Raw genomic sequence first — 22,212 nt, 5'->3', positions numbered from 1 at the left:
GACCGGCAGCACGGCACCCCGCGGCGGGGTGCCGGTCGCGTCAGGCCCCGCCGCGGCAGCCGAGAAGAAGGAGTCCGCGGAACATGCCCGCTAGACTAGCCACACCTCAGGTCCTCAGACAAGTACTCCTCAGACAAGTTGGTGATCCCGTGTCGTCGTCGGCCGGCCCCCTCCGTCCCAGCCCGCTCGTCGAACAGGCCGCAGAACGGCTGCGCGCACAGATCGCCGACGGCGCCTGGCCCCTCGGCACCCGCCTGCCCGGCGAGACCACCCTGGCCAAGGACCTCGGCGTCGGCCGCTCCACGGTCCGCGAGGCCCTGCGCGCGCTCACGGGCCAGGGGATGCTGCGGCCGAAGCAGGGCGCGGGCGTCTTCGTCACGGCGCTGCGCCCGGTCGAGGACTGGCCTACCCGACTGCGCCGCGCGGCGGTCGCCGACGTCTACGAAGTCCGTACGCTCCTGGAGATCCAGGCCGCGCGGCTCGCGGCCGAGCGGCGTACGGACGAGGACGTCGCCGCGATGCGGGCCGCGCTCGACGCGCGCAGGGCCGCGGCGGGCGGCCCCGGCGGCGCGTTCGTGGACGCCGACATCGCGCTGCACGCCACCGTCGTCGCGGCCGCCCGCAACCCGGTCCTCACCGACCTCTTCGCCGAGTTCGCCCCGGCCCTGCGTGAGGCCCTGGTCGACCTCCTCGCGCTGGTCGACGTACAGCAGGCCGAGCAGGACCACGGGGACGCGGCGCACGCGGACCTGGTGGAGGCGGTGGCTTCGGGGGACGCGGAGGCGGCGGGGCGTGCGGCGCGTGACGAACTGACGGTCATGCAGGGGAAGTTGGTCGAGCGGGAGGCCGAGTGAGCCCGATTGGCCCGTTTGGCGGCGGTCTGGGAATAGCCCGCGGGACCTCCCGGTTCGCAGTCCACGTAGATACGTGCGTGAATCCGCTGACCCCGAAGGGCAAGGGCACGACATGAAGATCGGCATCATCGGCGCGGGCAACATCGGTGGCAACCTCACCCGGCGCCTCACCACCGTCGGCCACGACGTCCACGTCGCGAACTCCCGCGGCCCCCACACCCTGACCGCACTGGCCGAGGAGACCGGCGCGACGCCCGCCACGATCGAGGACGCGGTGCGCGACGCGCAGGTCGTGGTCGTCACGATCCCGCTCAAGGCCGTGCCGAACCTGCCCAAGGGCCTCCTGGACACGGCGGCCCCCGACGTCGCCGTCATCGACACCGGCAACTACTACCCGCAGCAGCGCGACGGGAAGATCGCCGGGATCGAGGACGAGGGCCTGACCGAGAGCCGCTGGACGGAGCGCCAGCTCGGCCACCAGGTGGTCAAGGTCTTCAACGGCACCTACGCCCACGACATCCTCGACAAGCCCCGCCCGTCCGGCGACCCGCAGCGCGTCTCCCTGCCCATCGCGAGCGACGACGCGGCCGCGAAGCAGGTCGTCGCGGCGCTGCTCGACGAGATCGGCTTCGACGCCGTGGACGCCGGCGGCCAGGACGAGTCCTGGCGCCAGCAGCCCGGCACCCCCGTCTACGGCCTCGCGTCCGACGCGGCGGCGGTGCGCAAGGCGCTGGACGCGGCGTCCCCGGAGCGCACGGCGGAGTGGCGGGCCTGACCACCGACTCCCGTCAGACGCCGCCCGCCCACTCCTTCATGGCGTTCTTGCTCTCGAAGTCGGCGATGTTCTTGTCGAGTGGGCTGTCGGTGTACTGGTGGATCACCCAGTCCGCCTGGATGCGGGGCTTCCCGGCACTGACGTAGTCGGCGATCCAGAGCCCGTCGCCGGCGTACGAGGTGGAATCCTTGGTGAGCCAATAATTTCTGTTGCAATAGAGCAGCACCCGGTGGTTCGGCCGCAGCCGCTTCACCTCGCGGATGAACTTGTCCTTCTCCGCGTTGCTCGCGTGGGTGCCCTCGCCGGTGGTCTCCCAGTCCACTGCCAGCAAGTCCCCGACCTTCTCGGGGGACTTGCTGACGAAGTACTCGGCCTGCGCCTTCAGGTTCCCTGGCCACAGGAAGTGGTAGAAGCCCACGACGCAGTCGGCGTCACGGGCGCGCTTCGTCTGGGCGGCAAGGCGCGGATTGACATACGAACGCCCCTCCGTGGCCTTGATGAAGACAAAGGACAGTCCGTCCGTGTCGAACGTGGACTGGTGCGAACTCACATCGATTCCGCGCAGCATGCGGGTCCTCCTGGTCGGTGGGGCGACGAGGCCGAACCTTCATCTTTCCTGATCGGGGGCACGGGCGGAACTCGGATGGAGTAACCAGATTCAACTTAGACCGTTAATGCGAATATGAAACAGGTGACCGTATGCCGCGCCGAGGGAGATGGGTGGGCGTGCGCCCGATCCTCGGATCAATTCCGGCTGACACGAGAGCTGTGCATGGGGCACTACCGGCAGACCCAGAAAGGAAAGCCCTTCACGGCCCTCGGGCCTGGCAGGTCCCCGGCGCCCCGTCGCGGTTGCCTGTTCGACGGTTGCGACAGGGCGTTGATCGCAAGAGGGCTCTGCAATGGGCACTATCAGCAGGACATCGCAGGTAAGCCGTTGGCGCCGCTGCGCCGGAGAAGATCCATAGGGTCGCTTGAGACCGCACTTGCGCAGGGAATGACCGATTGCCTGGCGTGCGGCGAAGTCAAGCCTGTCGGGGAGTTTTCCACGGACCAGGTCTCGGGCTACCCGAGGGCGTACTGCAAGGCGTGCAACGCCGAACGGGTCCGGCTGAGCCACTACAACCTCACACGCGATTTCGTGGATCAACTCTGGGCGTACCAGGGGAAACGGTGCGCGATCTGCGAATCGACCGAGGTGGTGGGTACGCGTGCTTTCCACATCGACCACGACCATGCCTGCTGCAAGGGTCGCCGCAGTTGTGGAGCGTGTGTCCGAGGCCTCGTCTGCTCGAACTGCAATGCCTACGGACTCGCCTGGTACGAGGCCCTGCCATCCCACCTGCGCACGTATGACGTACTGAACCGCTACGTGACTCGCCCGCCTGCTCAGCAGTATCGCGACGCGGCGAGAGGCGGCCCTGGTCCGAGGCCCGCCGATGTCACGTTTCCGCAGGGTGGTCCGTCCGTTTGGTGAACCCTCCTCGAAGGAGCACACCATGTTCACGGTCTACGTCGTCGTCACCGTCCTCGCCGCCGTCGTCTACGGGTCCGCGGCCGTCGCCAATCTCGCCGGGCACTCCTATCCGAAGGCGCAGGCCGACAAGCTGGGGGTGCCGTACGCGTGGATTCCGTGGCTCGGGACGGCGCTCGGGGCCGGGGCGCTGGGGCTGCTCGCCGGGTTCGTGGTGCCGGCGCTGGGGGTCGCGGCGGGCGTCGGGCTCGTCCTGTACTTCGTGGGGGCGCTGGGCGCGCACGTCCGCGTGGGCGACCGGTACCTCGGGCCGTGGGGCTTCTGCTTCGTGCTCGCCGTCGCCGCCCTGGTGCTGCGGATCACTGTCTAGTACGCGCATGAGCTGCCGCAAGCTTGGAACACGCTTTGCACGCGGGTACGCAACTGACGTGCCCCGCCGAGCTGTCTCACAGGGAGGCGGCCCCCGCTACGGGGTACGCGGTGACGGAGAAGTGGGGCAGTTCGTGGGACGGCGCAAGGGCAGCGTTATAGGAATCTCGCTCGTGACGGTCGCGGTGCTGGTGGGTGCGAGTGCCTGCGGCGGGGGCGGCGGCAGTGACAAGGCGAGCGGGGGTGACGGGAAGGCGGACAAGAAGTCGAGTGCGTCGCCGTCGCCGGCGAAGCCCAAGGGGCCGCCGATGCTCCTGGACACCATCACCCCGCAGTCCGGTGCCACGGTCGGCGTGGCCATGCCGGTCTCCGTGGTGTTCACCAACCCGGTGGCGGCGAAGGCGCGGGAATCCGTCGAGAAGCACATGAAGGTGAGTACGTCGACGCCGGTGAAGGGCGCCTGGCACTGGTTCGGCGACAGGCGCGCCGACTGGCGGCCCAAGACGTACTGGCCCTCCGGTACGAAGGTGAAGGTCGACGCCGACATGAAGGGCGTCAGCAACGGCAACGGGCGCTACGGCGTGCACGGCTACACCCACACCTTCAAGGTCGGCGACGATGTGCGCGCCGACGTCTCCGTCAGCGGCCACACCCTGAAGGTGACGAAGGACGGCAAGGCCGTGCGCACGCTCTCGATCAACGCGGGCAGCGCCGAGTACCCGACCTGGAACGGCACGATGGCCGTCATCGACAAGCAGAAGAAGGTCCACATGACCTCCTGCAGCGTCGGCATCAGCTGCGACAAGGGCAGCCCCAACTATTACGACCTGACGCTGCCCTGGGACGTCCACCTCACCCAGTCCGGCACCTACGTCCACTACTCGACCGGCGACCCGAACCCGGGCAGCGGCAGCGCCCGCGGCTCGCACGGCTGCGTGCACCTGTCGATGTCCGACGCCAAGTGGTTCTACGAGCAGGTCAAGCAGGGCGACCCGATCACCATCACCGGCTCCCCGCGCGCCAAGGCCCCGGCGGACAACGGCTACGCGGCCTTCAACCTGAGCTGGGACCAGTGGCTCGAGGGGAGTGCGTCGGGGCAGGGGACGAGCGCCGCCCTGTGAGTCGGGCGGGCGCCGTCCGGTGCCCTGGTGGGCCGGCCGCTCAGCTCACCAGGAGCGGGTCCAGCCGTTCCGCGGGATAGAAGATGTCGATGTCGACCTCCTCGCCGCCGACGATCTGGGTGTCCCAGGCGCCGCTGTGCACCAGGGTGTACAAGGTCTGGCCGTTCAGCGTGTCCAGGTGCTCCAGGAGCGTCGCGTCGTCGGGCAGTCCGGGAATCCGCGGCGCCAGCCGGTCGCGGATCGCGCGGAGCTGATCCATGAGGGCGTCGAGGTCGGCCTGCCGGTCCGGCGTGCGCTCCGCGGCCTCCGCGATGCTCTGCCGGATCTTGTCCTTGATGGCCCGGGTCACCCCTTGCTCGTCCGTGGTGATCATCGAGTTCCAGGCGCGGCTCTTGTGCCGGTACTGGAGCATCGACATGGCCGCCTCGTGGCGTACGAAGTCGGCATCGCGCAGCGGCCGCCCCCGCCAGGTTCCGCTGAGTGACCGGGCGAGCGAAATGGCCGATCCCCAGCCGCTGTTGAGGCCGCGGCCCGGCCAGAAGTGGATGGCGTTGGCGGCGTCCCCGAGCAGGAATCCGTACGTGCCCGGTCCCGAGACCGTCTTGGGGTGCAGCCGCGCGGTGAACCGCGGGCGCTGCACCATGTCGAGGCGGAAGGCGGTGACGGCGCTCAGGTCGGACTCGGGCACGGCGAACAGCGCGAGCCCCTCCTTGACCCGCTTCCACAGCGCCGACCCCTTGAGCAGGGCGGGCAGGAACAGGGTGCTGTGGGTGTCGCAGAGGAAGTCGCCGTCCTCGCTCCGGTTCATCACGCACGGGCGCGAGGCGATGCACTCCTCGAACACCTGCCGGACGGGGTCGATCCCCACGACCTCCTTCGCCTCCTCGTCGGTGAGCCGCATGTTGAGGAAGCCCTCACCGCGCAGGGAGTTGAGGAGGAACCGGTTCTGCGCCACGGTGAGCAGCACGGACATCGGATCCGACAGCCCCGACTTCACCCTCAGGCCGAGCACCACGTCCTGGAGGTGCGCGCCTTCCAGCGAGTAGATGGACGTGTCGGCCCGGCCGAACTTCTCGGCGAAGTGCTCGCGGGTCCGGGAGCGGCCCCCCTCGCAGATGGCGAGTACATGGTCCGCGGCGGCGCTCTTCTCGTGCTCGGCCGGGTCGAACCGTTCCGGCACGAGGCGGATGCGGTCCGGCTTCTCGTTGGCCAACTCCAGGAGGGTGTCCTCCACGTAGGAGATCCGGATGTTGCGGGGCTGGTGACCGCGGATCGAGTCCGGGCCCGCCGGCCACATCTCGCTGTACGCGCCGTCCTTGAACAGCCGGTCCTGGACCTCCTGGGGAAGGCCGAGGTACTGGCGGCTCTGCACCGTGACGACCTGCATGCGCCGCACGTTGCCCTGTGTCGCGTCCTTCCAGACGACCCTGTCCCCGGCCCGGGTCCAGCGGCCGTCGTAGATCGTGACGGCGGCCCGGGGGCCGAGCAGGGACTCCAGGAGCAGGGCGAAGGCGAGCCCCACGGGGCCGCCGCCCGACACGGTCACCTTGAGTACGGGGACCGGCTGCTCGGCGGGAGGCGGCGTGAGGGCCTCCAGGACGGAGAGGTCCATGATGGTCTCCATGGGCCCGGCCGCCTCGAAGGAGAACGTCTCCTCGCCGATCGTGATGACGTCGTCGGGCTGGAGTACGTGGGAGGTCATGCGCTCCCCGTTGACGTATGTCCCGTTGCTGCTTCCCAGGTCGTAGAGCATGAATCCGTGGCCCTCGCGGCGTACCTCGGCGTGGAAGCGCGAGATGCTCACGTCGCGGATCACCACGTCGTTCGCGGACTTGCGGCCGAACGTGAGGGGCTTCGCTCCGATGCCGAACCGCTCTCCGGCCAGGGAACCTTGACGGCTGACTATCTCAGGGGGCATGAGTCCTCGGATTCCATTCATCCAACGAGCCAGGACCGTGCAGCGAGGGCGGCCGGATCCCGACCGCCCTGCCCGTACGTCAAAACTAGAGGCGTCGACGGATTCGGGAACCCCCTGGCGCGCGAACCGGCCGACCCCGAGGAGGCGGCCTCAGCACTCGATGATGTTCACCGCGAGTCCGCCGCGCGCCGTCTCCTTGTACTTGACGCTCATGTCCGCGCCGGTGTCCCGCATCGTCTTGATGACCTTGTCGAGGGACACCTTGTGCGAGCCGTCGCCGCGCAGCGCCATCTTGGCCGCCGTGACGGCCTTGACCGCCGCCATGCCGTTGCGCTCGATGCAGGGGATCTGGACGAGGCCGCCGACGGGGTCGCAGGTCAGGCCGAGGTTGTGCTCCATGCCGATCTCGGCCGCGTTCTCCACCTGCTCGGGGGAGCCGCCGAGCGCCTCGGCGAGGGCGCCCGCCGCCATCGAGCAGGCGGAGCCGACCTCGCCCTGGCAGCCGACCTCGGCGCCGGAGATGGAGGCGTTCTCCTTGAAGAGCATGCCGATGGCGCCCGCGGTGAGGAGGAGGCGGATCACGCCGTTCTCGTCGGCGCCGGGGATGAAGTTCACGTAGTAGTGGAGGACCGCCGGGATGATGCCGGCCGCGCCGTTCGTCGGGGCGGTGACGACCCGGCCTCCGGCCGCGTTCTCCTCGTTCACGGCCATCGCGTAGAGGGTGATCCACTCCATGGCGTGGGCCACGGGGTCGCCCTCGGCGCGCAGCTTGCGGGCCGAACTCGCCGCGCGGCGGCGGACCTTGAGGCCGCCGGGCAGGATGCCCTCGTGCGACATGCCGCGGGAGACGCAGGACTGCATGACGCGCCAGATGTCCAGGAGACCCTCGCGGATCTCGTCCTCCGTGCGCCAGGCCTTCTCGTTCTCCAGCATCAGCGCCGGGATGGACAGGCCGGTCTCCTGCGCGAGGCGGAGCAGCTCGTCGCCGGTGCGGAAGGGGTACTTGAGGGCGGTGTCGTCGGGGACGATCGGGTTCTCGCCCTCGACAGCGTCCTCGTCGACGACGAAGCCGCCGCCCACCGAGTAGTACGTCTTGGTGAGCAGCTCCTTGCGCCCGGAGGCCTCGTCACCGTAGGCCCACAGCGTCATGCCGTTCGCGTGGTACGGGAGGGCCTTGCGGCGGTGCAGGACGAGATCGTCGTCGTACGAGAACGGGATCTCGTGCGCGCCGAGCAGGTTGAGGCGTCCCGTTTCCTTGATCGTCGCGACGCGCTCGTCAGCCTTCTCCACGTCGACGGTGCGCGGGGAGTCGCCTTCAAGGCCGAGCAGCACCGCCTTCGGGGTGCCGTGCCCGTGCCCGGTCGCGCCGAGCGAGCCGTACAGCTCGGCGTGGACGGAGGAGGTGTGGGCCAGCAGGCCCTCGTTCTTCAGGCGCCGCGCGAACATGCGGGCCGCGCGCATCGGGCCGACCGTGTGCGAGCTGGACGGGCCGATGCCGATCGAGAACAGGTCGAAGACCGAGATGGCCACGGTGGAACTCCAAAGGTGGTGGTAGACGCCGTTGTCTGCCGGGCTGTGCATGGTGGCTGTGCATGGAACGGGGCACCGCGCTCACTGATGACTGCTTGTTCCAGTGTGCGCGGTGCCCCGACAGGACGTACCTACGAAAGGGTACGTAATCCGGGCCGAATTACTTCAGGCCGGGGTACAGCGGGTGCTTATCGGCCAGAGCGGTCACCCGGGCCTTGAGCGCCTCCGCGTCGTAGGACGGCTGGAGCGCGAGCGCGATCACGTCGGCGACCTCGCGGAAGTCCTCGGCCTGGAAGCCGCGGGTGGCGAGGGCCGGGGTGCCGATCCGCAGGCCGGAGGTGACCATCGGCGGGCGCGGGTCGTTCGGGACCGCGTTGCGGTTGACCGTGATGCCGACCTCGTGGAGCCGGTCCTCGGCCTGCTGGCCGTCGAGCTCCGAGTCGCGCAGGTCGACGAGGACCAGGTGCACGTCGGTGCCGCCGGACAGGACGTTGACGCCCGCTTCCCGCGACTCCGGGGTCGTCAGACGCTCGGCGAGGATCTGGGCGCCCTCGATCGTGCGGGCCTGACGCTCCTTGAAGTCCTCCGAAGCGGCGACCTTGAAGGAGACGGCCTTGGCCGCGATCACGTGCTCGAGGGGACCGCCCTGGAAGCCCGGGAAGACAGCCGAGTTGAGCTTCTTCGCGAAGTCCTTGTTGCGGGCGAGGATGATGCCGCCGCGCGGGCCGCCGAGCGTCTTGTGCGTCGTGGACGTGACGACGTCGGCGTACGGGACCGGGTTGGGGTGCAGGCCCGCGGCCACGAGGCCCGCGAAGTGCGCCATGTCGACCCACAGGTACGCCTCGACCTCGTCGGCGATGCGACGGAACTCGGCGAAGTCCAGCTGGCGCGGGTACGCGGACCAGCCGGCGATGATCACCTTTGGGCGGTGCTCCTTGGCGAGCCGCTCGACCTCGGCCATGTCGACCAGGCCGGCGTCGTCCACGTGGTACGGGACCACGTTGAACTGCTTGCCGGAGAAGTTCAGGCGCATGCCGTGCGTGAGGTGGCCGCCGTGCGCCAGGTCCAGGCCGAGGATCGTGTCGCCCGGCTTGGCGATGGCGAAGAGGGCGGCCTGGTTCGCGGAGGCGCCGGAGTGCGGCTGCACGTTCGCGTACTCGGCGCCGAAGAGCGCCTTCACGCGGTCGATCGCGATCTGCTCGGTGACGTCGACGTGCTCGCAGCCGCCGTAGTAGCGGCGGCCGGGGTAGCCCTCCGCGTACTTGTTGGTGAGGACCGAGCCCTGGGCCTCCATGACGGCGGCCGGAGCGAAGTTCTCCGACGCGATCATTTCGAGGGTCGACTGCTGGCGCTTCAGCTCGGCGTCGACCGCGACGGCGACCTCGGGGTCGAGCTCGTGCAGGGATTCGTTCAGTACGGACATCGGTGGGGTCAGCTCCCGGAGAACTCGGTGTACTCGTCGGCGGAGAGCAGGTCCTTCGGCTCGTCGGCCAGCCGGACCTTGAACAGCCAGCCGCCCTCGAACGGGGCCGAGTTGACCAGGGCCGGGTCGTCGACGACGTCCTGGTTGATCTCGGTCACCTCGCCGTTGACGGGGGAGTACAGGTCGGAGACCGACTTGGTCGACTCGAGCTCGCCACAGGTCTCGCCCGCGGTCACGGTGTCACCGACCTCGGGGAGCTGGACGAACACGATGTCACCGAGCGCGTTCGCGGCGTGCTCCGTGATGCCGATCGTGGCGACGCCGTCCTCGACGGCCGAGAGCCACTCGTGCTCCTTGCTGTAACGCAGCTGCTGGGGGTTGCTCATGATGCGAATTCTCCTGTACGCGGGAAGGTGCTGGTGACAGAGGGGGAGCGTGCGCTACTTCTGGCGCTTGTAGAACGGCAGGGCCACGACCTCGTACGGCTCGTGCTTGCCGCGGATGTCGACTCCGACACCCGCCGTACCCGCCTCGGCGTGCGCGGGGTCCACGTACGCGATCGCGATCGGCTTGCCGAGCGTCGGGGACGGGGCGCCGGAGGTGACCTCGCCGATCACCTTGCCGTCGACGACGACGGACATCCCGGCGCGCGGGACGCGGCGGCCCTCGGCGATGAGGCCGACGAGCTTGCGGGGCGGGTTGGCCTCGGCGCGCTCGGCGGCGGCGACCAGCGCGTCGTGGCCCACGAAGTTGTCCCCGTGCGAGGTCTTCTCGAACTTCACGACGCGGCCGAGGCCGGCGTCGAAGGGCGTGAGGTCGGTCGTCAGCTCGTGCCCGTACAGCGGCATGCCCGCCTCCAGGCGCAGCGTGTCCCGGCAGGACAGGCCGCAGGGGACGAGGCCGTACTCGGCGCCCGCCTCGGTCAGCGCCTGCCACAGCTTCTCGGCGTCGGCGGGGGAGACGAACAGCTCGAAGCCGTCCTCTCCGGTGTAGCCGGTGCGCGCGATGAGCGCCTCGACACCGGCGACGGTGCCGGGCAGACCCGCGTAGTACTTCAGGCCGTCCAGGTCCGCGTCCGTGACGGACTTCACGATCGCGGCCGAGGTCGGGCCCTGCACCGCGAGCAGCGCGTACGCGTCGTGGTCGTCGCGGACCTCGGCGTCGAAGCCGGCGGCGCGCTCGGTCAGGGCGTCGAGCACGACCTGCGCGTTGCCCGCGTTGGCGACGACCATGTACTCGGTCTCGCCGAGCCGGTACACGATCAGGTCGTCGAGGATCCCGCCGTCCTCGCGGCAGATCATCGTGTAGCGGGCGCGGCCGGCGCCGACGGAGCCGATGTTGCCGACGAGGGCGTGGTTGAGCAGGTCCACGGCCTCGGGCCCGGACACCGTGATCTCGCCCATGTGGGAGAGGTCGAAGAGGCCGGCCCGCGTGCGCACGGCGTTGTGCTCGTCGCGCTCGCTGGCGTAGCGCAGCGGCATGTCCCAGCCGGCGAAGTCGGTCATGGTCGCGCCGAGCGAACGGTGCAGGGCGTCCAGTGCGGTGGTGCGGGTCATAGCTGGTCTGCTCCCAGGGGCATGACGGCGATGGCGGGGTCTCGCGTACGAGACGTCCTCCCCATCTGTCATCGGAACCTGAGAGGTTCGCCCCGAGGGGGCTTGCACCTTGGGTGGGGGCGCCGTGTCACAAAGGCGCCCCACTTTTCAGATCTGCCTCGCCCGCGCGGTACGGGGCCTGAGAGATTCAAGGGAGGAACTTGCTCCTTCGGCGTCCGGGAACTCGTCGATACGACTCGGTACCCGGAACTCTCCCGCGCGGATTCAAGCGGCCGGTATGCAGTTGCGGGCACATCATTGCATGCCCGTCCGACAGGGAAACCCCTTGAGGGGCATTACCTTCTCTTTACACTTGAGGGGCAAGGGTGACGTGACCGCAGCGGGGAGGACGATCACGGTGCACAAGGCAGTGGCGGGGGCTTATGCGGTGTCGGCTTCGGCGCCGGTGGTGGCAGGGGTGATCCCCGGCCAGCGCTCGGTGCGGGACCTGCGCGGCCGCCGTGGTCACACACCACGAAGGCTCGCGTTCGCGGCGGGCGACCTCGTCGTGCTCTCGGGCCTGCCGGGCAGCGGCAAGTCGACGCTGATGCGGCGGGCCGTCACGGAGATCCGGATCGATTCGCAGGACACCCGCGAGCGCTGGGCCGCGCGCATGCCGCGCTACCTGCCGTACGCGCTGTACCGCCCGCTGGTCCGCGTCGCGCACTACGTGGGGCTGCGCCGGGCGATGCGCTCGGGCGTGAGCGTCGTCGTGCACGACTGCGGTACGCAGGCGTGGGTGCGCCGCTGGGTGATCCGCACGGCGCGGCGGCGCGGGGTCGCCGTCCACCTGATGCTGCTCGACGTACCGGCGGACACGGCCCTCGAAGGGCAGCGGGACCGCGGCCGCGGGGTGTCCCGGTACGCCTTCGCCCGGCACCGCCGTGCGGTGGGCGCGCTCGTCAGCTCGACGGAGCGCGGGGACCTGCCGGTCGGGATGGAGTCGGCGGTGCTGCTCGACCGGGCGGCGATGGAGGCGCTGGGAGGGATCACGTTCGGCGACTGACGCGGGGGCCCGCCCGGTAAGCGGCCGGCCCGGTAAGCGGAAGTAACCGCACCGTGTCCCCTTGTGTGTACGAGTTAAGGTCGGGCGGGCACAGCAGCGGGCAGAACAGCAGAGGTTGATGGCAGTCATGGAGTTCCCAGGCACCCAGGAGCCGGGTCACGGTCACGCCCAGGGGCACGAGGGCGGCTACGCCCACCCCGCGCAGGGCTGGCCCGCCAACGAGTTGGAGCAGGTCCTCGCCGCGGCGCTCGGCCAGGAGGCGGGGTCTTCGGCGGGTGGCCGGATCGTCGAGGTGCTCGGCCGCAGCCATGTGTGGATACCGCTGCCCAGGGGCGGTTCGAACGCCAGCAGGGACCTCGATCTGCCGAGCCTGGAGATCGCGGGCCAGGCCTACGTCCCCGTGTTCAGCTCCGAGCAGCAGTTCATGGCGGTCACCGGCGGCCGCATGGACTGCACGGTGGCCCCGGCCGTGGAGTTCGCGCGCGGGCTTCCGCCGCAGGTCGGCATCGCCGTGAACCCGGACGGCACGGTCGGCGTACCGCTGCCGCCGCCGGCCGTCGCCGAGCTGGCCCGCAGTGGTCGCACGCCGCTGGACGGCCCGGCGACGGGTGGCCGCGTGGTGCTGAGCGAGCCCGACTGGCAGGTCGACCCCATGGACTTCCTGGCCGCGGTGCGCGAGGAGTTCGACGGGCTCGGCACGGTGCTGAGCGCCCGGCGCTGCCTCGCGACGGTGGAGGACGCCGAGCCGTCCCTGTTCATCGGCGTGGAGCTGTCGCAGTCCGTGGGCGCCCCGAGCGGCGCGGGGGACCTTCCGCTGGACGCGCTGGGGCGGGCGCTGGGTCGCGCGCCGGTGGCCTGGGCGGTCAACCTGGTGTTCCTGGACGTGACGCAGGACCCCGTCGCGGACTGGTTGCGTACACACGTACGGCCGTTCTACGTACGAGAAGGGTGACGGCGTCCGTCAAGTCGGTGTCAGTATCGCCGCTTAAGCTGGTTTCATGACGTGACCGGACGGCGCTTCGCTTTCCGGCCACGTGTGGAAGCACGGACGTATTTGAAGAGCCGAAGGGGCGGTTACGGGTGAGTGCGTCGGGCACGGCCGCGGCCGGACAGGTCGAGCACATGCTGCGCCAGGTGACGCCGGGACGCTACGACGCGTACGAGGCGCTCCTCAAGGCCCTCGCCGACCCTGCGGCCGGGCAGGTCTGGATGCTGCTCTGGCACGGCCAGGCCGGCTCCCCGGACGCCCAGTACGGGAACATGGACGTGGACGGCTTCTCGTACGCCCCGTGCGTCACCTCCGCCCAGGAGCTCTCCGCCTCCGGCTGGTCGCGGGCGTACGAGGTGGTGAGCGGGGTCGACGCGGCGCGCACGCTCTACCCGGACCACTACGGGCTCTGGCTGAACCCGCACGCGCCGGGTGGCGGCGTCGGCATCCCGTGGCTCGACCTGCGCCGTATCGCGGGCGGCCTCGACCGGCAGCCGGCGGGCCCGCTGCGGCTCTCCGAGCCGACGATCGAAATCCCCCAGTTCTACGCAGTTCTGACGCAGAACGCGCACCGGACGACGGCGATCCGCTCGCTGCGCCGCGCCTGGGTCCAGCCGACGCTGGGTGCGCCCTATCTCGCCATCGGCCTGGACGTCTACGACACGTCTCCGGCGTCCGTGGACGCGGTGCGGGCGATGATGCAGCAGTCCATCCCGGCGGTCCCGGAGGGGCTTCCGGTGTCCACCGTGGCGATGTCGGACGAGTACGACCCGGTGGCGATGTGGCTGCGGCAGGCGCGGCCGTTCTACGACCGTGAGGCGCACGCGGCACCGGCGGCTCCCGCCGGGGGTGGGTACGGGTATCCGCCGCCGTACGGCGCGACGTTCTAAAGATGTCCTCAAACGCCGGACGGGCTGGATAATTCCAGCCCGTCCGGCGTTTGGCGGCAGCTTTTCGGCCCAGTCGGCGACTGACCGCAACATGTCCGGTTCAACCCCAACTGCCCCGTGTCCGCCTCCCGTTCACGGCAGTCCGGATAACGGAACACCCCAGCCAGCATCACGTTTAGGCATCCTTTCGCCGTCAAGTCTGGCAACAGATCGCGCCCAGGTTGAAGACTCCCGCAACAAGGGGGCTTCGCCTCTGTGTACGACGGACTGAACCACGCCGCCACAGCGGCAAGTGCGGGCCGGTCACCGCCGGTTGAGAGGGGTCCCTGCCACGATGACGGCACCATTGCACGACACGAGCGCGGAAGCGGTTCCGAGCGCACCGGTCGAGCCTGCCAAGGACGACGGAGGTCGCAAGGTCGAGGGACGGTCGCTCAAGCAGATCGCCTGGAACCGGCTCAAGCGCGACAAGGTCGCCCTCGGCGGTGGCATCGTTGTCGTGCTCCTCGTCCTGGTCGCGGTCTTCGCGCCGCTCATCGTCAGCCTGCTCGGCCACCCGCCGAACGAGTTCCACCAGGACAAGCTCGACCCGCTGACGAACCTGCCCCAGGGCGCGCTCGGCGGTATGAGCAGCGACTTCCTGCTCGGCATCGAGCCGAACAAGGGCCGCGACGTCTTCAGCCGCATCGTCTACGGCGCCCGGATCTCGCTGCTCGTGGCATTCCTCGCGGCGATCGTCGCGACGGTGCTGGGCACGCTGTTCGGCATCATGGCCGGCTACTTCGGCGGCTGGGTCGACACGGTGATCAGCCGTGTGATGGACGTGCTGCTCTCGTTCCCGCAGCTGCTCTTCATCATCTCCCTGGTCTCGGTGCTCCCGGACGACCTGCTCGGCCTGACCGGCAGCGGGGTGCGCATCGCCGTCCTCGTCATGGTCATCGGCTTCTTCGGCTGGCCGTACATCGGACGCATCGTCCGAGGGCAGACGCTCTCCCTGCGGGAGCGTGAATACGTGGAAGCGGCACGGTCGTTGGGTGGTGGCAAGCGGCACATCCTGTTCCGCGAACTGCTGCCGAACCTGGTCGCGCCGATCGTCGTCTACATGACGCTGATGATCCCGACCAACATCCTCACGGAGGCGGCGCTCAGCTTCCTCGGTGCGGGTGTCAGGCCGCCCACGGCCTCCTGGGGCGGCATGCTCCGCGACGCCCTGGAGACGTACGAACACGACCCGATGTTCATGATCGTCCCGGGTGTCACGATCTTCATCACCGTTCTCGCGTTCAACCTCTTCGGCGACGGGCTGCGCGACGCTCTTGATCCCAAGGGCACCCGGTAGCGCCGTACAAGTCCAACTGGCTTTCACAGAACTGCCCCTGCAGCACCGTCAGGCGGCTTGACTCATTGGTTCTCCGGCACTTGGTCCGGGACCGCGATCTCGGAGGTTACGAGAAAATGCCCACAGGTTCCTCGAAACGACGGCTTGCCGCCGGCGCCGCCCTCGTGGTCGCGGCGCTGGTGACGACCACGGCGTGCGGCGGTGGCAGCGACGACGACTCCAAGGACTCGTCCAAGGGCGCCGGTTACGACGCCGCGTACAACAAGATCGCCAACCCTTCGAAGAAGAAGGGAGGCACGCTGCGCATGGTCGGCAAGCAGGACCTCGACTCCGCCGACCCGCAGCGCGCCTACTACGGCATGTCGTGGGACTTCATGCGGTTCTACACGCGCCAACTGGTCACCTACGCGCCCAAGCCGGGCGAGGCGTCCAACGAGCTCGTCGGCGACCTGGCCAAGGCCCCCGGCAAGATCTCCGACGACGGCAAGACGTACACGTACAACCTGCGTGACGGCATCACCTGGCAGGACGGCTCGCCGATCACGTCCAAGGACATCAAGTACGGCATCGAGCGCATCTGGGCGACGGACACCATCACCGGTGGTCCGCAGTACCTGAAGCAGAACCTGGACCCCAAGGGCGAGTACAAGGGCCCGTACAAGGACAAGTCCAAGGACAAGCTCGGCCTGAAGTCGATCGAGACGCCGGACGACAAGACCATCGTCTTCAAGCTGCCGAAGCCCAACGGTGACTTCGAGCAGTTCCTCGCCATGCCGTCCGGCTCGCCGGTCAAGCAGGACAAGGACACGAAGGCCAAGTACACCCAGTCGCCGTTCTCCGCGGGCCCGTACAAGTTCCAGTCGTACAAGGCCAACAAGAAGATCGTGCTGGTGCGCAACGACAAGTGGAAGCGGTCCTCGGACCCGGTCCGCGCGGCGCTCCCGGACAAGATCGACGTGACGATCTCCGCCAACCTGGAGGAGAACGACAAGCGCCTGATGGAAGGCGACTACGACGTCGACATGAACGGCACCGGCATGACCCAGTCGGGTCGCGTCACCGCCGTCCAGGACCACAAGGACAACGTCGACAACATGCGGACCTCCTTCGTCCGCTACGTCGCCCTGGTGCACAAGGCCAAGCCGTTCGACAACGTGCACTGCCGCAAGGCCGTGTTCTACGGGACGGACTTCGCGGGCCTGCAGCAGGTGCGCGGCGGCAAGCTGGCCGGTGGTGACATCGCCAACTCGACGCTGCCGAAGTCGATCAAGGGCCACACGGACTACGACCCGTACGGCATCCTCGCCCGCAAGGGCAAGCCGGACGCGGCCAAGGCCAAGGCCGAGCTGAAGGAGTGCGGCAAGCCGAACGGCTTCTCCACGAAGATCACCGCCCGTACCAACAACCCGGGCGAGGTCGACACCGCGGAGGCGCTGCAGGAGCAGCTCGCCAAGGTCGGCATCAAGGTCGAGGTCGACTCCTTCGACGGCGCCGAGTCCGCCTCGGTCACCGGCTCCCCGAAGGTCGTCAAGGCGCGCGGCTACGGCATGATCATGAGCGGTTGGGGCCCGGACTTCCCGTCCGGACAGGGCTTCGGCCAGCCGCTGTGGGACAGCCGCTTCCTCGCGCAGACCGGTAACTACAACGAGTCCGAGATCGACGACCCGAAGATCGACGCGACCTTCGACAAGGCGATCGCCGAGACCGACCCCGACAAGGCCGGGAAGATCTACGAGGGCCTCGACAAGCGGATCCTCGACCAGGCCGACTGGATGCCGTTCATCTACGAGAACAACATCACCTGGCGTGGCTCGCGTCTGACGAACGCCATGATGGCCGACGCGTACAGCGGCCGCTACGACTACGCCTCGCTGGGCGTCGTCAAGTAACACCCGCGCCGGGAACCGGAGTTGATCCGGTTCCCGGCCCCGTCCGCTCCGCCGCCGAAAACCCGCCAGTCCGAAGGGCAGGTGATGGCCCCGGGCGACGGTCGTGGGCCCCCACAAGGAGCCGACGGCCGCCGCCGGGCCGCGCACAGTGCTTGCTTATCTCATCCGGCGCCTGTTCGCCGTTGTCATCATGGTGCTCGTCGTGCTGCTCGCGACCTTCACCATCTTCTTCATGCTGCCCAAATGGGCGGGTCAGGACATCGCCGTCCTCTTCGCCGGCAAGTCGTCCGGAGCCGAGCAGCTCGCCGGGATCCGGATCAAACTGGGGCTCAACGACCCTCTGCTCGTGCAGTTCTGGGACTTCGTCAAGGGCATCCCGTTGGGGCGCGACTACGCCAACGGCAATGACGTGACCCACTGTGCGGCGCCCTGCTTCGGGTACTCCTTCCGCACGGAGGAACCCGTCTGGACCACCCTCAAGGACGCGCTCCCCGTCACCGCCGCGCTCGCGGCCGGCGCCTGCGTGCTGTGGCTGATCGGCGGCGTCGCCACCGGCGTCGTCTCCGCCCTCAAGCGCGGCACCTTCTGGGACCGCGCCGCCATGACCACCGCCCTCGCCGGCGTCTCCCTGCCGGTCTTCTTCACCGGCATGGTCGCGATGGGGATCTTCGTGCACAGCCTCGGCTGGGTGCACATCGCCGACTCGCTCTCCACCGAGGACTCGATCGGCACCTGGATCGAGACGCTGATCCTGCCGTGGATCGTGCTCGCCTTCCTCAACGCCGCGATGTACGCCCGGCTCACCCGCGCCACCATGCTGGAGATCCTCGGCGAGGACTACATCCGCACCGCGCGCTCCAAGGGTCTCGGTGAGTCCTCCGTCATCAGCCGGCACGCGCTGCGCTCCGCGATGACGCCGATCCTCACCGTCTTCGGCCTCGACCTCGGCGTGCTGCTCGGCGGCGCCGTGCTCACCGAGTCCACGTTCAACCTGCCGGGCCTCGGCCTCGCGGCGGTCCAGGCCATCAGCAACAAGGACCTGCCCGTGATCCTCGGCGTGACGCTCATCGCGGCCCTCGCGATCGCCGTCGCCAACCTCGTCGTGGACCTTCTGTACGCCGTCATCGACCCGCGAGTGAGGCTGGGATGACCGAACTGCACAAGACCGGAGCGGCGGTGGGTGAACCCACCGCGGCCTCCGGCGCCCCCAGCTCCTTCCTCGAGGTCCGTGACCTCAAGGTGCACTTCCCGACCGACGACGGCGTGGTCAAGTCCGTCGACGGGCTCTCCTTCAAGCTGGAGAAGGGCCGCACCCTCGGCATCGTCGGCGAGTCGGGCTCCGGCAAGTCCGTCACCTCGCTCGGCATCCTGGGCCTGCACACCACCGGCCAGTACGGCCGGCGCAAGGCGCAGATCAGCGGCGAGATCTGGCTGGACGGCACCGAGCTGCTCACCGCCGACCAGAACACCGTGCGCAAGCTGCGCGGCCGCGACATGGCGATGATCTTCCAGGACCCGCTGTCGGCCCTGCACCCGTACTACTCGATCGGCCGGCAGATCGTGGAGGCCTACCGGGTCCACCACGACGTCGACAAGAGGACCGCCCGCAAGCGGGCCATCGAGATGCTCGACCGGGTCGGGATCCCGCAGCCGGACAAGCGGGTCGACTCCTACCCGCACGAGTTCTCGGGCGGCATGCGCCAGCGCGCGATGATCGCGATGGCGCTCGTCAACAACCCCGAACTCCTGATCGCCGACGAGCCGACCACCGCGCTCGACGTGACGGTGCAGGCGCAGATCCTCGACCTGATCCGCGACCTCCAGAAGGAGTTCGGCTCCGCCGTCATCATGATCACGCACGACCTCGGGGTCGTCGCGGAGATGGCCGACGAGCTGCTGGTGATGTACGGCGGCCGCTGCGTCGAGCGCGGCACCGCCGACCAGGTCTTCTCCACGCCCCAACACCCGTACACCTGGGGCCTGTTGGGCTCGATGCCGCGCATCGACCGGGAGCAGACCGAGCGGCTCACCCCGGTCAAGGGCGCCCCGCCCAGCCTCATCAACCTGCCGAGCGGCTGCGCCTTCAACCCGCGCTGCCCCTACGCGGACGTGCCCAAGGACAACATCACGCGCACCGAGCGCCCCGAACTGCGCGAGATCGGCTCCGGCCACTACTCGGCCTGCCACATGTCCGCCGACGAACGCGAGCGGATCTGGACCGAAGAGATTGCGCCGAAGCTGTGACGGACGCCGCCGAAGGATCCAAAGGACCTGAGACCGAGACTGAGACCGAGATGACGCCCTCCACGATTCCCCAGCAGGCGACGACCTCCCCGGACGCCGCGGCCGGCGAGCCGCTGCTCAGGGTCGACGGCCTGGTCAAGCACTTCCCCATCCGCAAGGGCCTGCTCAAGCGGCAGGTCGCCGCCGTGCAGGCGGTCGACGGGCTCTCCTTCGACGTCCGCGCGGGGGAGACCCTCGGCGTCGTCGGCGAGTCCGGCTGCGGGAAGTCGACCATGGGCCGGCTGATCACCCGGCTGCTCGAACCCACGGGCGGGCGCGTCGAGTTCGAGGGCACGGACATCACGCACCTGAGCACCGGGGGCATGCGTCCGCTGCGCCGCGACGTCCAGATGATCTTCCAGGACCCGTACTCGTCCCTGAATCCGCGCCACAACATCGGCACGATCGTCGGCGCCCCGTTCAAGCTGCAGGGCGTCAAGCCCGAGGGCGGCGTGCGCAAGACCGTCCAGGAACTCCTGGAGAAGGTCGGCCTCAACCCTGAGCACTACAACCGCTACCCGCACGAGTTCTCCGGCGGTCAGCGGCAACGTATCGGCATCGCGCGGGCGTTGGCGCTGCGGCCGAAGCTCGTGGTGGCGGACGAGCCGGTGTCGGCGCTCGACGTGTCGATCCAGGCGCAGGTGGTCAACCTCCTGGACGACCTCCAGGACGAGCTGGGCCTCACGTACGTGATCATCGCGCACGACCTCTCGGTCATCCGGCACGTCTCGGACCGGATCGCGGTCATGTACCTCGGCAAGATCGTCGAGTTGGCGGACCGCGACGACCTGTACTCGACGCCGATGCACCCGTACACGAAGGCGCTGCTCTCGGCCGTCCCGGTACCGGACCCCAAGCGCCGCGGCGCCAAGAGCGAACGCATCCTGCTGCGCGGCGACGTCCCCTCACCGATCGACCCGCCCACCGGCTGCCGCTTCCACACGCGGTGCTGGAAGGCGACGGAGCTCTGCAAGACGACGGAGCCGCCGCTGATTCCCCTGGCCACGGGCCACCAGGTCGCGTGCCACCACCCGGAGAACGCCCCGGACCAGGCCCCGGACGACACGAACCTCCTCACGGTGGCGAAGGAGGCGATCGACGTGATCACGGTCCCGGAGTCGGTCGAGCCCTCGAATGCGGAGAAGCCTGCGGCGGATCAATAGAGCCCCTGCGGCGATTGAGCAGCGGGGTCCGGGGCGGAGCCCCGTGACGTGCACTCCGGCGCGGCGCGAGCATCCAACGGGTGCCCACCCCGCCCTAGTTGCGTGTACATGGCCCAAAAGGGTCATGTACACGCACACCGCCGAGCGGCAGAGTTCCGCTGTCCGTTACACCGGAACCCGCTCGAAGGGACGCCCATGGCACTCTCCCGTTCGGCACGCCTGGCCGCGCTCACCGTCGCCGCCGCCTCCTTCTGCCTGATAGCCGCCGCTCCCGCCCCCACCCCCGGCTCCGACGGCATCGGCGACCCGTACTTCCCGCAGCTCGGCAACGGCGGCTTCGATGCCGAGCACTACGCCCTCGACGTCGCGTACAACCCCGACACCGACCGCCTCGACGGCCGCACGACCCTCACCGCGCGCGCCACCCAGAACCTCTCCGCCTTCGACCTCGACCTGCAGAAGCTGACCGTCACCAAGATCGAAGTGAACGGCAGACGCGCGGACTTCACGCGCAGCGGCGACGAGATCCAGGTCAAGCCCCGCACCTCGCTGCGCAAGGGCAACACCTTCACCACGACCGTCACGTACGGCGGAGTCCCCGAACCCCTCAGCGGCCCCATCGTCTTCGGCTCCGACTACGGCTGGATGAAGACCGAGGACGGCGTCTTCGTCGCGTGCGAGCCGAACGCCGCCTCCACCTGGTTCCCGTCCAGCGACCACCCCTCCGACAAGGCCACGTACGACATCCGTATCAAGGCCCCGAAGGGCCTGACCGGCGTCTCGAACGGCCGCCTCGTCGACGCGTACGACACCGACAAGGGCAAACAGACCGTCCACCACTGGCGCGAGACGAAGCCCATGGCGACGTATCTCGCGACCGCCACCATCGGTAAGTTCGACGTGAAGAGTGGCAAGACCCCCGCCGGTACTCCCATCTACGTAGCCATCGACCCGGTCCTCGCGAACAGCAACAACGTCGACGTGTACGCGGTGACCGCCGAGGCCACCGACTACTGGTCGCAGGTCTTCGGTCCGTACCCCTTCGAGGAGACGGGCGCGATCGTCGACGACATGCCGCAGGCCGGCTTCTCCCTGGAGACCCAGACCAAGCCGATCTACTCGGCCGTCCGCTCCGAGTCGACGATCGTGCACGAGCTGGCCCACCAGTGGTTCGGCGACTCCGTCTCGCCGAAGCAGTGGGACGACATCTGGCTCAACGAGGGCTTCGCCACGTACGCCCAGTGGCTGTGGACCGAGCACAAGGGCGGCGCATCCGCCCACGACTCCTTCCTCGCGGGCTACAACTCGCGGCCCGCCACCTCCTCGTTCTGGCAGGTGAAGATCGGCGACCCGCAGCGTGACACGATGTTCGCCTCGGCCGTCTACCAGCGCGGCGCGATGACCCTCCAGGTGTTGCGCGAGCGCATCGGCGACAAGGCCTTCTTCAAGCTGCTGCCGCAGTGGACCAAGCTGCACCGCTACGGCAACGTCGAGACATCCGACTTCATCGCCCTCGCCGAACGGGTCTCGGGTCAGCAGCTCGACGACCTCTTCGACACCTGGCTGTTCACGACGGGCAAGCCCAGCCTGTAGGG

20 protein-coding genes and 2 riboswitches are annotated in these 22,212 nt (G+C 69.0%); of the genes, 14 read left to right on the top strand and 6 right to left on the bottom strand.

Annotated features, from left to right (window positions below):
• Positions 1-149: 149 nt before the first annotated feature.
• Positions 150-854: a FadR/GntR family transcriptional regulator gene (locus tag ACYSUO_RS39285; protein WP_461780994.1), complete on the top strand. Its 705-nt coding sequence runs from the start codon at positions 150-152 to the stop codon at positions 852-854.
• Positions 855-927: 73 nt separating this feature from the next.
• Complete coding sequence (locus ACYSUO_RS39280) at positions 928-1,629, top strand: NADPH-dependent F420 reductase (protein ID WP_461780993.1); 702 nt, start codon at positions 928-930, stop codon at positions 1,627-1,629.
• A 13-nt stretch (positions 1,630-1,642) separates the two neighbouring features.
• Here ACYSUO_RS39280 and ACYSUO_RS39275 read toward each other — a convergent pair whose 3' ends face one another.
• Positions 1,643-2,197 carry a glycoside hydrolase family 25 protein gene (locus ACYSUO_RS39275; protein ID WP_461780992.1) on the bottom strand — a complete coding sequence of 185 codons (555 nt, stop codon included), beginning with the start codon at positions 2,195-2,197 and terminating at the stop codon, positions 1,643-1,645.
• 114 nt (positions 2,198-2,311) lie between these two features.
• Between ACYSUO_RS39275 and ACYSUO_RS39270 the strand changes: the two genes are divergently transcribed.
• The 3 genes from ACYSUO_RS39270 to ACYSUO_RS39260 all read left to right on the top strand — a co-directional run bounded on the left by ACYSUO_RS39270 (position 2,312) and on the right by ACYSUO_RS39260 (position 4,593).
• A complete protein-coding gene (locus tag ACYSUO_RS39270) occupies positions 2,312-3,106 on the top strand; it encodes an endonuclease domain-containing protein (protein ID WP_461780991.1) in 795 nt (264 codons plus the stop codon).
• A 22-nt stretch (positions 3,107-3,128) separates the two neighbouring features.
• Entirely contained in the window at positions 3,129-3,473 is a 345-nt protein-coding gene (locus tag ACYSUO_RS39265; RefSeq protein WP_461780990.1) for a DoxX family protein, read from the top strand.
• Between the two features lie 121 nt (positions 3,474-3,594).
• A complete protein-coding gene (locus tag ACYSUO_RS39260; protein WP_461780989.1) occupies positions 3,595-4,593 on the top strand; it encodes a L,D-transpeptidase in 999 nt (332 codons plus the stop codon).
• Positions 4,594-4,633: 40 nt separating this feature from the next.
• Here ACYSUO_RS39260 and ACYSUO_RS39255 read toward each other — a convergent pair whose 3' ends face one another.
• From ACYSUO_RS39255 to gcvT, 5 genes are all read right to left on the bottom strand, one after another.
• Positions 4,634-6,511, bottom strand: coding sequence for an FHA domain-containing protein (locus ACYSUO_RS39255; RefSeq protein ID WP_461780988.1), 1,878 nt, complete (start codon positions 6,509-6,511; stop codon positions 4,634-4,636).
• Between the two features lie 150 nt (positions 6,512-6,661).
• Complete coding sequence (locus ACYSUO_RS39250) at positions 6,662-8,041, bottom strand: L-serine ammonia-lyase (protein WP_461781014.1); 1,380 nt, start codon at positions 8,039-8,041, stop codon at positions 6,662-6,664.
• A 160-nt stretch (positions 8,042-8,201) separates the two neighbouring features.
• Positions 8,202-9,464: a serine hydroxymethyltransferase gene (gene glyA, locus ACYSUO_RS39245; protein ID WP_461780987.1), complete on the bottom strand. Its 1,263-nt coding sequence runs from the start codon at positions 9,462-9,464 to the stop codon at positions 8,202-8,204.
• A gap of 8 nt (positions 9,465-9,472) precedes the next feature.
• Positions 9,473-9,850 (bottom strand): glycine cleavage system protein GcvH, encoded by a 378-nt coding sequence (gene gcvH / locus ACYSUO_RS39240; RefSeq protein WP_266714318.1) that lies wholly within the window; start codon positions 9,848-9,850, stop codon positions 9,473-9,475.
• A gap of 54 nt (positions 9,851-9,904) precedes the next feature.
• Positions 9,905-11,020, bottom strand: a complete 1,116-nt coding sequence (gene gcvT, locus ACYSUO_RS39235) for a glycine cleavage system aminomethyltransferase GcvT (protein ID WP_461780986.1) — start codon at positions 11,018-11,020, stop codon at positions 9,905-9,907.
• Between the two features lie 55 nt (positions 11,021-11,075).
• Positions 11,076-11,177, bottom strand: a riboswitch (glycine riboswitch).
• A riboswitch (glycine riboswitch) is annotated at positions 11,178-11,287 on the bottom strand.
• A 160-nt stretch (positions 11,288-11,447) separates the two neighbouring features.
• Here gcvT and ACYSUO_RS39230 point away from each other — a divergent pair.
• The 9 genes from ACYSUO_RS39230 to ACYSUO_RS39190 all read left to right on the top strand — a co-directional run bounded on the left by ACYSUO_RS39230 (position 11,448) and on the right by ACYSUO_RS39190 (position 22,210).
• Positions 11,448-12,065 carry an AAA family ATPase gene (locus tag ACYSUO_RS39230; protein ID WP_461781013.1) on the top strand — a complete coding sequence of 206 codons (618 nt, stop codon included), beginning with the start codon at positions 11,448-11,450 and terminating at the stop codon, positions 12,063-12,065.
• A 127-nt stretch (positions 12,066-12,192) separates the two neighbouring features.
• Positions 12,193-13,017 (top strand): enhanced serine sensitivity protein SseB, encoded by an 825-nt coding sequence (locus ACYSUO_RS39225; protein WP_461780985.1) that lies wholly within the window; start codon positions 12,193-12,195, stop codon positions 13,015-13,017.
• A 128-nt stretch (positions 13,018-13,145) separates the two neighbouring features.
• Positions 13,146-13,943, top strand: a complete 798-nt coding sequence (locus ACYSUO_RS39220; protein WP_461780984.1) for an enhanced serine sensitivity protein SseB C-terminal domain-containing protein — start codon at positions 13,146-13,148, stop codon at positions 13,941-13,943.
• A gap of 334 nt (positions 13,944-14,277) precedes the next feature.
• Positions 14,278-15,282 carry an ABC transporter permease gene (locus ACYSUO_RS39215; protein ID WP_327661497.1) on the top strand — a complete coding sequence of 335 codons (1,005 nt, stop codon included), beginning with the start codon at positions 14,278-14,280 and terminating at the stop codon, positions 15,280-15,282.
• Between the two features lie 116 nt (positions 15,283-15,398).
• Positions 15,399-17,171: an ABC transporter substrate-binding protein gene (locus tag ACYSUO_RS39210; protein ID WP_461780983.1), complete on the top strand. Its 1,773-nt coding sequence runs from the start codon at positions 15,399-15,401 to the stop codon at positions 17,169-17,171.
• Positions 17,172-17,319: 148 nt separating this feature from the next.
• Positions 17,320-18,321, top strand: coding sequence for an ABC transporter permease (locus ACYSUO_RS39205; protein WP_461781012.1), 1,002 nt, complete (start codon positions 17,320-17,322; stop codon positions 18,319-18,321).
• Positions 18,318-19,415 (top strand): ABC transporter ATP-binding protein, encoded by a 1,098-nt coding sequence (locus ACYSUO_RS39200; protein WP_461780982.1) that lies wholly within the window; start codon positions 18,318-18,320, stop codon positions 19,413-19,415. Before ACYSUO_RS39205 ends, ACYSUO_RS39200 begins: the two co-directional genes overlap by 4 nt.
• Positions 19,416-19,465: 50 nt before the next feature.
• Positions 19,466-20,617, top strand: a complete 1,152-nt coding sequence (locus ACYSUO_RS39195; RefSeq protein WP_461780981.1) for an ABC transporter ATP-binding protein — start codon at positions 19,466-19,468, stop codon at positions 20,615-20,617.
• Between the two features lie 195 nt (positions 20,618-20,812).
• Positions 20,813-22,210 carry a M1 family metallopeptidase gene (locus ACYSUO_RS39190; RefSeq protein WP_461780980.1) on the top strand — a complete coding sequence of 466 codons (1,398 nt, stop codon included), beginning with the start codon at positions 20,813-20,815 and terminating at the stop codon, positions 22,208-22,210.
• Positions 22,211-22,212: the final 2 nt, after the last annotated feature.

The sequence above is a fragment of the Streptomyces sp. UC4497 genome (assembly GCF_054871485.1).
This window is presented reverse-complemented; position numbering and strand designations above follow the sequence as displayed.